Raw genomic sequence first — 13,612 nt, 5'->3', positions numbered from 1 at the left:
ATGATTACCCTAAAAAAAGGATCGCCTTATCAACGGGTTATAATTTAACCAGCAGGCCTACACCAAAGAGCGATTGTAACTGCAGGCGCGGTGCGTTTTTATTAGGGCCAAACTGCCTTACATCATCATCGTAAATAAGTGCCAGGCTGTACGTGGCAGACAATACTTTCGAAAGTTTTGCAGCAAACTGGTTGGTCATGTACAGGTCTATATTGCCAGGGTTTTGCCTGTAATTAGAGAAGAGGTCCAGCCTTCCTTTATATGTTACTACTTTGCCAAGGTTGGCCGCGTAGTTAATGGAAGCATACGCGCCAAACTCGAACCTTGCTTTTTTACCGGCTTCTAAACCAAATAAAGTTGACAGTGCGGTGTCTCTTACAATGACCCACCTTGCTGTAGCAGGTGAAAAAAAGATGGACAGATTTTTTACAGGCTTATAATCAAGGCCGGGGCTGAGCAATACATACGCCGGCGCGAAAATATTGGAAGAATACACTTTTGTATCTGAATCCGGATAAGTGTAGCCTTTGAAAAATTGCGTTCTTAAATTGCCAAGCAAGCTAAGGTTGAGTTTGGAATTGAGTGCATAACCATATTTGGACAGGATGTCTATACGGTCATCTACTTTACGTGTACCGAGACTGGTGGTTTTTACATAACCGAGATAAAAATCGAGGTTATTATCCCAGCTATGTTTGTCTTTTTTGTAAAAAGCATAGCCATTGATAAAGGTATTGGCAGACAGAGAGAATTCATCTCCACCGGCTGCCCAGTTACTGAGAGAGCCCTGTGCCAGGCTAAAGCTGAAGGTACCGCCTGTTTTCCAGGTTTTCTGTAATGTGTCGTTCGGGTCTTTTTTGATGGACTTCCCACTTTCTGCCTGCAGGTTTTTAATGGTTTCGTCCTGTGCTTTAGAGCCAAAAAAAATGAGGTTAGCCAGTGTGAAGAGGAATAGTGCTTTGTTCATAATGTTTGATTTGGTAAGGAGTGCTGCAAAAATAAATGTTAAAGGGCAGAAAGGAAAACGTGGTAAAAACGTGACTTGTTCCATATAAGCGCATAAAAGAATAAGCCTGTTGTAGCAGGCTTACGCTCTTACAATATGACTTGTTTTTAGTCTTTTATGCACCGCACAGAAAAACCATTTGTTTTGTAATCTGTAGTGCCTGAGATGGCACCGTAGAAATAAGTGAGGTACCTGTAGAAGGCAGCGTTGCTGTCTGCTTGTGTTGAACTCCACCAATAACCATAACCGCCGGCATCAAAAAACTGGCCGAGATAATATCTGGAACCCCCGGGCAATGCGGTAAATCCGCTGCTGTTCGTTGCAGCAGCGTTTGGTGCAAGCCAGTGTGTTGTACCGGTTTCCTTCATTTTGCCACCGGCTATTTCGAAACCGCCGAGATAAACGGTTAACGCCGTCCACTCTGCATCACCTGGTACGTGCCAACCTTCAGGTGCCAGGCCACGGGGGTCGGCTACTGCATACCAGTTGTACAGTTTTCCATAGCGCGGGTCGTTGTTATACCAGCACCATGCACCCGTGGTAAGACTGGCCCACTTGGCTGGGTCTTTTACCTGTGGTATACGGTCTCCATTTCTGTAATTACTTACGGTGAGGTCTTTTTTCATCCATATTTGCGTGCCTATTTTTACCTGGTTTGTATTTACAGCAAGTTCGTTTTGATTTGCGCTTTGCAAAGATGTTTTTTCTTTTATGCTTTCCTTACGGCACGAAGCAACCAGCAGGATGGCTGATAAAGCAATACCCGCTTTAAATATTGTTTTCATATTTTGTTAGTTTATGAATTAAAGTTAAACGGGGCCATCTTTTAAAAAACAGATATCGATCATTGGTAATACTGTTGTTGATGCAATTATACCTGTAATAAATTTTGTATATTATTGAGGGTTTATTGAAGGGATACAAATAGAAATAAGCAAGGAAAAAAAATCCCGGTAATGATTATTACCGGGATTGCTGAGCTGTAGGGGTAGGATTCGAACCTACACGGGGAAGTTAGCCAAAGTGCAAAGATTAGTGGTCAACCCTGGTCGGCCTTACCAATAGTCGGTCGGCTCTACACTTCGTTTATTCTTTTATCCCCACCCCCGAGACGAGAGGGCATGTCTGCCAAAGAGTTTCATCACCCCACAATTTTCAACGCTTTACCGCGTTTTCAGAATGCAATATTAAAGCTTTATTTCTTTTTGTTACGAATATTTCAAGAAAAAATTTGAAAATATAGAAAACATCTAATAAATTGCAGTATCTATTCGAAAACATCAAAAAAGACCTGCCTAAAAATGAATCACAAACTAAATTTAGACAAGCTTGATTACCAGATTATCCAGGAAATGATGGCCAATGCAGAAATATCCTATGCAGACCTTGGTAAAAAACTGTTTGTATCAGGCGGTACAATTCATGTACGTATAAAAAAACTGGAAGAAGTTGGTATTGTAAAAGGCACACGGCTAAGCGTAGATCTTAAAGCACTGGGTTATGATGTAATTGCATTTATTGGCATCTACCTCGAAAAAAGTTCACTTTACGATACTGTTGCCAAAGATCTTAGAAAGATTCCTGAAATCGTGCGCCTGAACTATACTACCGGTAACTACAGCATGTTCGCCGAAATTGTATGTAAAGATATACAGCAACTACGTTATGTACTGCACGATGAACTGCAAAAAATAAAAGGCATTGAACGCACAGAAACGTTTATCTCGCTCGATGAAAGTTTTGCAAGAAACGTTGTAGTTACAGGAGAATAATGTGGAGACAGGCTGTGGTACGCTGTGGCATCGCCTGTTGCCACGCTCGGTTTATCGTTCCGTTGTTATTGCAGCAGCAGCGATCATGCTTTTCGCAACCGCAGCAAGGCCCTGGTACGTAAGCTGTCTTACGCAATAAATTTAATGCGCACGTATATCACTGCGCGTTTGTTCAGAAAAGCTTACACAGTTGAAGTGAGTGACACAACAGGCGATGCCACATGCACTGTAGCCGGCACAATAATATCTTTCCCCGTTACACAATTAAAACAGCACATTGTGTGTTATTCACGTAATTTCACACGCTAATTACAAACCATTTTCTATGAAAAAGTCGATGACGACGGCTCTTGCGTTGCTTGCGTGGAGTTGCTTTTCAGTTAATGCACAAACAGGTAAATACTGGAAAAAGATCAATGAGGACCAGGCAGGCAAAACGCAGGAAGACCCCTGGCAAAATAAATTTAAACCCTCCTCTTATACACTTTTCAGCCTCGATGAGCAATCTTTGAAACAGGAGTTAAACGCTTCGGTTCAATCCGGCAAAAGTACTGTAACAGTTACTGTTCCGGATGCAGAAGGCAAACTCCATGATTACTCCCTGAAAGAAATTTCAATAATGGAGCCGCGGCTTGCAGCAAAATATGCGCAGATAAAAACTTATGTTGGTTCCGGTATAGATGATGCCGCTGCCGTAATTCATTTCAGTATTACCTCATCTGGTATCAGCGCAGTTGTTACCCGCACAGGCAAACCTACTTTTTATATAGATGCACTTAACAGCGAAACACAACTGTATGCTGCAAGCGCCAGAAGCCAGGACGATCTGGTAAAAAAATTTTCCTGCAGTCTTGATGCAACAATTGCCGGCAATCCATCTACTGCCAAAGCATCCAAACTTACCGGCAACGCAGATGATGGAACATTGAGGCAATACCGGCTGGCGCTGTGCGTAAACGGTGAATTTTCGCAATCATTCCTAAGCGGCACAGAAGCAGACACCGCTGCAATGAAAACCAAAGTGATGAATGCCCTGGTAACCTGTTTGCAGAAAGCTAATGCGGTGTATGAGCGCGATTTTGGTGTGAGAATGATTTTTGCCAACAACGAAGACACCCTTATTTTTCTTAACCCCGCAACAGACCCATGGCAGCCAACGACCTCTACCTTCTGGAATACCAAGACACAAAAAACCATTGACAACTTAGTTGGCAAAGCCAATTACGACATTGGTCATCTGCTTGGCAAAGTTCCTTCTGAGCAATACAATGATGGTAATGCTTATTGTATAGGCTGTGTTTGCGACAATACGCAAAAAGGCAGCGGCTATACAGGTTACTATGATCCTTCTCTCACCAATTACATGGTGATAGATTACTGGACACACGAGATGGGCCACCAGTTTGGTGCCAACCACACCTTTACTTACTCTAATGAAGGTTCAGGTGCCAATATAGAACCAGGCAGTGGTTCTACAATTATGGGCTATGCAGGCATTACAGGCTCTACAGATGTACAGCAGCACAGTGATGATCTTTTTTCAATAGTTAGTATTGCGCAGAATACTACTTACATTAAAAGTAACGCAGGTGGCTGCGCTGTAAAAACAAACACTGGCAATACAGCACCGGTTGCAAATGCGGGCAGTGATTATGTAATACCAAAATCTACTCCTTTTGTATTGACAGGAACAGCATCAGATGTTAATACCGGGGATAATTTAGCTTATGTATGGGAGCAGGTAGATATTTTTCAAAATGGTTCCAATACAATACCGAAAGTAAAGTCTGCCACAGGGCCACTTTTCAGAACCTATAATTATACGGGTAGTACAAAGAGATATTTTCCGGACATGCAATACATACTGGATGGCAGCCTTGGCTGGAAGTGGGAAAGACTATCTGCTACACAAAGAGAATTGAACTTCAGGTTTACCGTAAGAGATAACCATACAGGTGGCGGTAATAATAAGAGTGACGATGTTTTATTGATCGTTGATTCTGCATCAGGACCATTTGCCGTTACCACGCAGAGTGGCACAAAAGAAACGTGGCATGGTAATGAGACGAAGACCATAAGCTGGCGCGTAAACAATACCGATAAATCTCCTGTAAACTGCAAGAAAGTAAATATTCTTTTATCTACAGATGGCGGTGTAACCTTCTCCACTGTTCTCGCATCCAACACAACAAACGATGGCAATGAAGATGTAATTATTCCTGCAATAAGCACGCAAAAAGCGCGTTTAAAAATAGAAGCAGCAGACAACATATTCTTTACGGTTAACAATATCGATTTTGCCATTGAAACAGTTTTACCGGTAACCTGGCTTTCTGTAAATGCACAAAAAACGGTTAACAACGCGGTGGTTATAAGCTGGAGCATTGCCAATGAGCACAACAACAAGTATTACACCATAGAAAGAAGTGCTGATAACATACACTTTACCGGCATCGGTGAAATAAGTGCACTTAATAAAATTACGGCTGTACAGGGTTACAATTTCACTGATAGCAGGGCATTGCCCGGCGTAACCTATTACAGGATAAAACAAACCGATGCAGACGGAAAAGTGTCTTATTCTGCCGTTGCTAAAATTATATCCGCTTTTACAGGTAATACATGGAGTATACAACCCAACCCTGCCAGGTCCGCTACCATTTTATTTGTGAACAATAATCTGTCGGGTGTTTCTATAAGCCTGTACAATGCCGCAGGAAAACAATTAATGAATAAGTTTTATAACAATATTGCAGCCGGTACACAGATCACTGTTCCCGTGGCGCAGTATGCAAAAGGCGTTTATTTTATACAATTAAAGAGCGCAGAAGAAACAAAAACAGAAAAGCTCATCGTAGAATAAATTGTATATTCATACTGACGTAAAAGAAGCCGGCAGCATGCCGGCTTCTTTTATTATCATAACACACTTCATTAAAATTGATGAATAATGGTAAATAATAAGCATGGATTTAACCGTGTAATGTGTGTAGCATAAAATGCCTTAATTTCAGATTCAAAACTTTACGATTTGCAACGCCGAAATTTTTTAAAACAGTCAGCACTCGCTGCGTCAGCACTTGGCATCAGCAGTACATTGCATGCACGCAAAAATGAAGAGATCATTCTTGGCCATCACAACAAACGTTATAAGCTGGATACCGAATGGGGTAAACTTGATTTTTCCCGCTACCCGGTAAAAGACTGTCATGAAATGGTGCAGGATAGCAAAGGCCGTATACTGTTGCTCACCAATGACACACACAACAATGTAATTATCTACGACAAAAAAGGCAAGCTCATTACCACGTGGGGCAAAGAATATCCCGGGGCACATGGGTTAACACTGTTCAACGAGAACGGCACCGAGGTCTTGTTTATATGCGACAACAACCGCCACCAGGTTATTAAAACAACGCTCGATGGCCGCGTACTCATGACACTCGATTATCCCAAAGAAACCGGCCAGTACACAAAGCCGGAAGAATATGTACCCACAGAAACAGCCATTGCCGCCAATGGCGATATTTATGTGGCCGATGGCTACGGCAAAGACTTCGTGATACAATACGACAGCAAAGGAAAATACATCCGCCATTTTTGCGGACGAGGAGATACAGATGCCCATGTAAAAAATGCCCATGGAGTTTGTATTGACACACGCGATAAAAACAATCCCACGCTTATCGTTACATCGAGAGAGCAAAACGCATTCAAGCGTTATACTACCGATGGCAAATACCTAAACACTATTGCATTGCCCGGCGCATGGGTTTGCAGACCAGTTATAAACGGAGATCATTTGTACGCAGCAGTACTGCAAAGCAATGCAAAGCAGTGGAAAGAATCAGGCTTTATAACTATACTAGACAAAGACTTTAAGGTTGTGTCTAATCTTGCAGGTACCGAACCGGTTTACAACAATGGTGCATTGGCAGAAATGCAGCAATCGAGCCCGGTATTCAAATACCCGCATGATGTATGTATAGATGATGAGCAAAACATTTACGTAGCGCAGTGGAACAGCGGCAACGTTTATCCATACAAGCTAAAGCCTGTAGTATAATTTTTATGTAGCCGGCTGCAGTACTACTATGTGGCGCCTGTTGTGTCACTCACTTGTACTGTAAAAGCATTATGCAGCTTTTCGATCACTGACACAGGTGTGGTACATGAGTGAACGTTGGCAAAAAAAATGTTTATGCACGATCATCTGTTTTGTCGCTGTTGCACAGCTAAATGATCTGCCGCAGGCTTTACAAACACAGCGCTACAGTCGCCATAAAAGTGGAACGTTAAACCGAGCGTGGCAACAGGCGATGCCATGAAATACCATAGCTGGTAACCTGACACCATAACAAAACTTTTAACGAAGCAAATTTGTAAGCCATAATGCAACGTGCAAGGAATATTCTTTTTAACAGTACACTGTTTTTAAACAGTCTTTTATTATTCCTCCTGGTATTTTACAGCCGCATAACAGTGCCCGCCTGGGTGCAGGTGCTGGGGCGCATGCACCCGCTGGTATTGCATTTCCCTGTTGTATTATTGTTGCTGTACATTGTATGGCAGTTATGGTTATCAAAAAAACCGGTAAGTGTTGAGTCGAAGAACATTGCATCGTTATTGCTGGTAACAGCGGCGTTTGCTGCGGCTGCAACGGCTTTGTTTGGCTTATTGCTTTCGAGAGAAGAAGGCTATGATGCAGATGCACTGGCATGGCACAAATACACAGGCGTAGCACTGTCTTTCCTTGCTTTTGCATGGGCAATGTTTGATGAAAAGATCACCGTTAAAAAACCAGTAGCTGTTATCATGGCTGTATGTGCGTTTGTGCTGGTATTGGTAACCGGGGATCTCGGTGCAGGTATTACACACGGTGAAAATTATTTGCTTGCGCCTGTTATGCCCAAAGAAACAAAACCCGTGGTGGCATTGGAAGATGCAGTAGTGTACACACACATGGTACAACCCATTTTCGATGCTAAGTGTATTGGTTGCCACAACAGCAAAAAAGCAAAAGGTGAGCTGATTATGGAAACCACCGCACAGCTTTTGAAAGGTGGTAAAGATGGCGCACTGTGGGATTCAGCAAATGTTGATGCCAGCTTATTGCTAAAGCGCATTCATTTACCGGAAGAAGATGAAAAGCACATGCCACCCCAAGGCAAACCACAGTTAACACAGGAAGAAACCAATATTCTATATTACTGGCTTAAAAGCGGTGCCAACTTTACCGCCAAAGTTACCGACCTGCAGGAAACAGATTCTTTGCGTATGCTTGCCCTTGCGTTGTTCAAACCATCTGTTGAAGAAGTGTATGATTTTGCAGCCGCTGATGAAGCTGCAATAAAGGAATTGTCCAATAATAACCGTGTTATTGTGCCATTGGCTATTGGCTCTCCGGCACTGGCTGTTGATTTTTATAACAGCCAGAACTACACATCGCAGGCATTGAAAGACCTGTTGAAACTGAAAGAGCAACTGGTGTCTGTTAACCTGGCAAATATGCCCGTAACCGATGATGACATGGGTATACTTGCTCAGTTTATAAACCTGCGTAAACTTAACCTCAATTTTAGTAAAATAAGCGGTAAACAACTCGATAAGCTTTCCACATTACAACATTTAAAAGAACTGTCGTTATCAGGTACTGCTGTTACATTGGAAGATCTGCAGCCCCTCGCATCTGTCAAAAGCCTGAGAAATGTATTTGCCTGGAATACTGCTATAACAGGGGCAAAGGCAAAGCAGGTAAAAACGACTTATACTTTACAAACAGGTTTTTTCAGCGATACGGTGGTAATGAAACTTACGCCACCGTCATTACAAAATGAAGTGCAGGTTATAACTGCTGCAACACCAATACAACTGAAACATTATATCAATGGTGTTACTATACGTTATACCCTTGACGGCAGTGAACCGGACAGCCTTAATTCTCCGGTATACGACAAAACATCTGTTGTAAATACAACCGCATTGGTAAAAGCAAAAGCTTATAAGCCCGGCTGGATAAGCAGTGACGTAATGCAGGCCTGGTTTTATAAGTCTGCTTATACGCCTGATTCTGTAACACTGTTTACACAGGGAGATGCTTTGTATAAAGGAGATGGTGGCAAAACCCTGGCAGACCATGTAAAAGGAGACCTGAACTTTAAAACCAATATGTGGCTGGGCTTTAACGGGAAGCCAATGGAAGCGATGCTGATCTTCAAACAACCTGTAAAAGCAAAGAGTGTTACAGTAAGCAGTTTGCTGGATGCAGGAGCTTACATTATGCCACCGCAGGCTATTGAAGTATGGGGTGGCAATGATCCCGGTAAACTTACACTGCTGGGTACGGTTATACCAAAGCAACCAACAAAAGGAGAACCGGGCGCACTTACAGGCTATAACTGCAGTTTTCCGGAGACAGAGTTGCAGTATGTGCGCGTAAAGGTTAAACCGTTGCCGGCATTACCCGCCTGGCACCCTGGCAAAGGAAGCAAGGCATGGTTCTTTACAGATGAAATATTTGTAAATTAATTCTTAAATGGCCGAGCCCCAGCGCAAGCGGCATAGAGGCTGCTTTTGCGTGTGTTTAAATATTCTTTTTTAAAGAAAGAATAGAGAAATCCTCTTCTTCCCGCACAATTGTATTGCTTAGTTTACCAAGCCCGTCTACTTCCAGCTCAACTACATCACCTTCCTGTAGCCATTGTTCCTGGTAACCGGCATCTTGCAGTTTTCCCGTGCCGTTTAGTTCGAGGAAACAGCCGGTACCAACGGTGCCGCTGCCAATAATATCGCCGGGGTAGAGTGTTACGCCGTAAGAGCAACGCTCGATAATTTCTGCAAAGGTCCAGTTCATGTCTGCCAGGTTTCCATCACTCACCTGTTTACCGTTTACAAAACACTTCATGCCCAATTGCCAGTTTTTGCCTGTATGATTTTCAGGAGCCGCCGTTTCGTATTGTTCCAGTTCATCCAGCGTTACAAGACATGGGCCGGTAACGGTAGCAAAATCCTTTCCTTTGGCAGGGCCAAGGTTCAGTAGCATTTCTTCCATCTGTAACCTTCTTGCGCTCATGTCATTCATGATCATTAAACCGGCAATGTATTCATCTGCGTCAGCGGCTTTGATATTCCTGCCGGCCTTGCTGATTACAATAGCCACTTCCAGTTCAAAATCGAGTTTTTCAAAATGATCGGGCATACATTTTACTGCTCCCGGGCCTTGTATACTATGGTGGTTGGTAAAATAAAAGATCGGGTACTGATCAAACTCCGGTATCATCTGCGCACCCCGGTTTCTGCGGGCAGTTTCCACATGCTGGCGAAATGCATAGCCATCCCTGCAACTGGAGGGAAAAGGAACCGGTGCAAGTAATTCAACCGCATCAACTGGTATGGCATGTTGCGCGAACCTGCCATCTTTGATGGCTCTATCTACCAGCTGCGCAGCAGCAAAACTATCTTCCCAGTAATTCAACAACATATTCATTGAAGAAGGCAGGTCCGGGTGTACCATATCTGCATTATACAAATTACCGTTTACAAGAAATGCAAGCTGGTCGTGGCCTTCGTTTAGGTAAGATACTAAGCGCATAAAAAACAGGTGTGTGTTTAGCAATATAAAGGCCGTAAATGTAGGCGTTTTTTATACTAAGAAGTTTGTGGCTTAACAGTGCAAACAAATTATATTATCTTTCTGCTGAAAACCTGTTATATGAAAAGAAATCTCCTTCTTCTGCCTGCAGTAATCTTTTTTGGCCTCCGGGTTACTGCCCAGGTTATTGATAAAAGCGGTAAACAAAATGCTTCTGTAGACTATAAAAGACTTGCACTTGTAGACAGTGTTATCAACGATTATGTAAAAAAGGATTGGGTAAAAGGTGTTGTAACAATCGTAATAAAAGACAATCAGCTGGTTCAGTATAAAGGCTATGGCGTACAGGACATCGATACCAAAAAGCCGATGCCAAATGATGCTATTTTTCGCATTATGAGCCAGACAAAAGCCATTGCAAGCATAGGACTAATGATGTTATGGGAAAAAGGAAAATTTCAGCTGGATGAACCGATAGCAGATTTTATCCCGGAATTTAAAAATCCTGTTGTACTTGATAAATTCAACGCGGCAGACACAACGTACACCACAGTACCTGCAAAACGCGATATTACTTTCAGAGACCTTTTAACACATACTTCAGGTATAGACTATGCGGCTATAGGCAGCGATGAAATGCGCGCCATTTACGCAAAAGCAGGTATTCCATCCGGTCTTGGTAAAATGAATATGAGCCTGCTCGATGCCATCAAACTGCTGGCAAAACAACCCTTGAAATTTAGCCCGGGCGAACAATGGCAATATGGTTTAAATACAGATGTGGTTGGCTGCCTGGCAGAAGTTATAAGTGGTACAAACCTGGAAGATTACTTAAGAGAAAATCTCTTTGAGCCGCTTGGCATGAATGATACATATTTTAACCTGCCACAAGCAAAAGGTAGCAGGCTGGCGCAGGTATACACAGAAGATGATAACCACCAGATCATTAAATGGAGTCACACTTTTCGTGGTATAGATCCTGATTACCCGTTAATGCAAAAAACGTTTTTTAGCGGTGGCGCAGGGCTGTCATCTACAGCATACGATTATGCTGTATTTCTGCAAATGCTGCTGAATAAAGGCAAATACAATGGCAAACAAATACTCGCCCCTCGCACGGTAGAAATAATCTTAAGCGGGCAGTTAAAAGACGGCATGTTTGGCGATAACAATTTTGGTCTTGGCTTCCAGATAACCTCACAAAAGAGTGCAGCGAAAGAACCGGTTAACGAAGGTTCTTTTGCATGGGGTGGTTATTACGGAACTACTTACTGGGCAGATCCAAAAGCCAATCTTGTTTGCCTGTTAATGACACAACATACACCCAACAGCCACGGAGACCTGGCCGATAAGTTTAAAACACTGGTCTATGCAAGTCTGAAGTAATGCAACGTACCTATTGTTTCACCTTGCAGGTGTTTATACCCAGTATGGTATATAACGGGCAAAAACTTATAAAGGAAGTAAGCAGGAAGACCCCGCCAACCACAAGCATAACGATGCCCAATGTGCCTGTAACGGTACCGGTAAAATACAATACAGCAAAAACTGCTGCTAATAATACGCGGATCATTTTGTCTGCGCTGCCCATATTCTTTTTCATATAATTTGTTTTGGTAAGCCAAGGTAAAACATGTTGGTATGTTATAATATGACATTTGTCACATTGGCTTACTGATTGTATGCTTTGGCTATTTGTACTATTTTCGTTGCAAAGCAATCGTTATGAGAATTTTGATAGACATGGATGAAGTAATGGCCGATGCCATAGAGCGTTTCCTGGAATGGTACGAAAGAGATTTTGGCATCCGCTATACAAAAGACGATCTGAATGGTACAAAGCTGCACCTGCTTGTACCCGAAGAACATCGCCACACCGTAAAGCAATACGCACACCACGAAGATTTTTTTAAAGACCTGCCACTTATACCGCATGCACAGGAAATGATTAAAGAACTGAATGACCGGTTCGATGTGTACATTGCTTCCGCAGCCATGGAGTTTCCACATTCTTTAAAACATAAATACGATTGGCTCGATCAGCATTTTCCTTTTATACACTGGAAACGCCGTATACTCTGTGGCGATAAGAGCGTGTTACGTGGAGATGTTTTGATTGACGACCATGATTTCAATCTTTCCGTTTTTACCGGCCGCGCCATCATGTTTACCGCCACGCACAATATAAACGAAACAAAATATGAACGCATGAATAGCTGGCTGGATGCCGAGAAGTTATTCGACCTGAAATAAGGATGTAGCAGGCAGCAGTTCGTTGTGGCATCGCCTGTTGTGTCACTCACTTGTGCGTTCCGTTTTTTATGGCGGCTGCAGCGTTCTGTTTTACACGAAGCTGCACTGCACGATAGTGTGGTTACTTACGTTAATCTGCAAAGCTGCTATTTTTGTTTATATAGCGGCTGGGTATGCCGGGTCGCTTCAGCTCATTATTATTCTACTGTACAAGAGTGCGACGCAACGAAAGCTTCATGCTTATTGCAATGCCTGGTACATCATTTTTGCTTTTCCTGTTTTGCAGGCTGTGCAATTAATGCCCGCACACCAGCATCATCCTGTATGTTGTACATCTGCTTCATGATCTTTCTCGATCGGCCTGCAACGTACTTACTCAAAGGCTTTACTGCATATTCTTTCGGGTTGGGAAAGCAGGCAACAATCTGTGCTGCTTCTGCTCGTGTAAGGTCTTTGGCATGTTTGCCGAAATAAGCCTGTGCTGCGGCTTCTATACCAAAAATGCCTTTGCCCATTTCAATGGTATTCAGGTACACTTCCAGTATGCGCTCTTTACCCCATATCCATTCTACCAGTTGTGTAAAATAAAACTCGGGGCCTTTGCGCAGGTATTTCATAAAGGTACTTTCGCCCTGCCACAGGAACACATTTTTGGCTGTTTGCTGGCTTATCGTACTTGCCGCTGTTCCGCCCCGGTCTGAGTCTAAACTTTTTTTGAGCGCATTCCAGTCGAAACCATTGTGTACAGGAAAAAGCTGGTCTTCTGCCGCAATAGCTGCAAGCTTTACATTGGGCGATATTTCATTCCAGCTTACATAATCCCGTTTAAGACCATACCCTTCGGCAAAAGAAACAAGTTGTGTAATGGTGATGGGCGGCATAACCCATTTGCAAAGCAGCAAATAAAGAAAGGAGGAAACAAAACCTATAATGAAAATGCGCTTTGTCCAGCGCCATATATGCTTTAACATGCCAGTTAATTAACGGTCT

General features: G+C 42.8%; 11 protein-coding genes. 6 read left to right on the top strand and 5 right to left on the bottom strand.

Annotated elements, in window-relative coordinates:
* Window positions 1–37: 37 nt before the first annotated feature.
* Together I5907_RS06145 and I5907_RS06140 are read right to left on the bottom strand one after the other, a co-directional pair.
* Window positions 38–967, bottom strand: coding sequence for a DUF3078 domain-containing protein (locus I5907_RS06145; RefSeq protein WP_196989836.1), 930 nt, complete (start codon window positions 965–967; stop codon window positions 38–40).
* 146 nt (window positions 968–1,113) lie between these two features.
* Window positions 1,114–1,791, bottom strand: coding sequence for a fibrobacter succinogenes major paralogous domain-containing protein (locus tag I5907_RS06140; protein ID WP_196989835.1), 678 nt, complete (start codon window positions 1,789–1,791; stop codon window positions 1,114–1,116).
* 516 nt (window positions 1,792–2,307) lie between these two features.
* On the opposite strand from I5907_RS06140, the gene I5907_RS06135 reads away from it, so the two are divergent.
* From I5907_RS06135 to I5907_RS06120, 4 genes are all read left to right on the top strand, one after another.
* Window positions 2,308–2,778: an Lrp/AsnC ligand binding domain-containing protein gene (locus I5907_RS06135; protein ID WP_196989834.1), complete on the top strand. Its 471-nt coding sequence runs from the start codon at window positions 2,308–2,310 to the stop codon at window positions 2,776–2,778.
* Window positions 2,779–3,103: 325 nt separating this feature from the next.
* Entirely contained in the window at window positions 3,104–5,641 is a 2,538-nt protein-coding gene (locus I5907_RS06130) for a zinc-dependent metalloprotease (protein ID WP_196989833.1), read from the top strand.
* 168 nt (window positions 5,642–5,809) lie between these two features.
* A complete protein-coding gene (locus I5907_RS06125; RefSeq protein WP_196989832.1) occupies window positions 5,810–6,844 on the top strand; it encodes a twin-arginine translocation signal domain-containing protein in 1,035 nt (344 codons plus the stop codon).
* A gap of 326 nt (window positions 6,845–7,170) precedes the next feature.
* Entirely contained in the window at window positions 7,171–9,306 is a 2,136-nt protein-coding gene (locus I5907_RS06120; RefSeq protein ID WP_196989831.1) for a c-type cytochrome domain-containing protein, read from the top strand.
* Window positions 9,307–9,361: 55 nt separating this feature from the next.
* Here the strand turns inward: I5907_RS06120 and I5907_RS06115 are convergent, their stop codons facing one another.
* Entirely contained in the window at window positions 9,362–10,369 is a 1,008-nt protein-coding gene (locus I5907_RS06115) for a fumarylacetoacetate hydrolase family protein (RefSeq protein WP_196989830.1), read from the bottom strand.
* Window positions 10,370–10,489: 120 nt separating this feature from the next.
* On the opposite strand from I5907_RS06115, the gene I5907_RS06110 reads away from it, so the two are divergent.
* Window positions 10,490–11,755: a serine hydrolase domain-containing protein gene (locus I5907_RS06110; protein ID WP_196989829.1), complete on the top strand. Its 1,266-nt coding sequence runs from the start codon at window positions 10,490–10,492 to the stop codon at window positions 11,753–11,755.
* A gap of 10 nt (window positions 11,756–11,765) precedes the next feature.
* On the opposite strand, the gene I5907_RS06105 is transcribed toward I5907_RS06110, so the two are convergent.
* Window positions 11,766–11,972, bottom strand: a complete 207-nt coding sequence (locus I5907_RS06105) for a YgaP family membrane protein (protein ID WP_196989828.1) — start codon at window positions 11,970–11,972, stop codon at window positions 11,766–11,768.
* A gap of 122 nt (window positions 11,973–12,094) precedes the next feature.
* Here I5907_RS06105 and I5907_RS06100 point away from each other — a divergent pair, with 122 nt between their 5' ends.
* Window positions 12,095–12,622 (top strand): 5' nucleotidase, NT5C type, encoded by a 528-nt coding sequence (locus tag I5907_RS06100; RefSeq protein ID WP_196989827.1) that lies wholly within the window; start codon window positions 12,095–12,097, stop codon window positions 12,620–12,622.
* A gap of 260 nt (window positions 12,623–12,882) precedes the next feature.
* On the opposite strand, the gene mtgA is transcribed toward I5907_RS06100, so the two are convergent.
* Window positions 12,883–13,593, bottom strand: a complete 711-nt coding sequence (mtgA, locus tag I5907_RS06095) for a monofunctional biosynthetic peptidoglycan transglycosylase (protein WP_196989826.1) — start codon at window positions 13,591–13,593, stop codon at window positions 12,883–12,885.
* Window positions 13,594–13,612: the final 19 nt, after the last annotated feature.

Source organism: Panacibacter microcysteis (assembly GCF_015831355.1).
Lineage (GTDB): Bacteria > Bacteroidota > Bacteroidia > Chitinophagales > Chitinophagaceae > Panacibacter > Panacibacter microcysteis.
The sequence above is the reverse complement of the archived record's forward strand: the minus strand, read 5'-3'. Positions and strand labels throughout refer to the sequence as shown.

Excerpts from the sequence above, each read along its gene's own strand:
- mtgA (WP_196989826.1), bottom strand. The coding sequence starts at position 13,593 with ATGTTAAAGCATATATGGCGCTGGACAAAGCGCATTTTCATTATAGGT.
- I5907_RS06145 (WP_196989836.1), bottom strand. The coding sequence starts at position 967 with ATGAACAAAGCACTATTCCTCTTCACACTGGCTAACCTCATTTTTTTT.
- I5907_RS06115 (WP_196989830.1), bottom strand. The coding sequence starts at position 10,369 with ATGCGCTTAGTATCTTACCTAAACGAAGGCCACGACCAGCTTGCATTT.
- I5907_RS06130 (WP_196989833.1), top strand. The coding sequence starts at position 3,104 with ATGAAAAAGTCGATGACGACGGCTCTTGCGTTGCTTGCGTGGAGTTGC.
- I5907_RS06135 (WP_196989834.1), top strand. The coding sequence starts at position 2,308 with ATGAATCACAAACTAAATTTAGACAAGCTTGATTACCAGATTATCCAG.
- I5907_RS06100 (WP_196989827.1), top strand. The coding sequence starts at position 12,095 with ATGAGAATTTTGATAGACATGGATGAAGTAATGGCCGATGCCATAGAG.
- I5907_RS06110 (WP_196989829.1), top strand. The coding sequence starts at position 10,490 with ATGAAAAGAAATCTCCTTCTTCTGCCTGCAGTAATCTTTTTTGGCCTC.
- I5907_RS06120 (WP_196989831.1), top strand. The coding sequence starts at position 7,171 with ATGCAACGTGCAAGGAATATTCTTTTTAACAGTACACTGTTTTTAAAC.
- I5907_RS06105 (WP_196989828.1), bottom strand. The coding sequence starts at position 11,972 with ATGAAAAAGAATATGGGCAGCGCAGACAAAATGATCCGCGTATTATTA.
- I5907_RS06140 (WP_196989835.1), bottom strand. The coding sequence starts at position 1,791 with ATGAAAACAATATTTAAAGCGGGTATTGCTTTATCAGCCATCCTGCTG.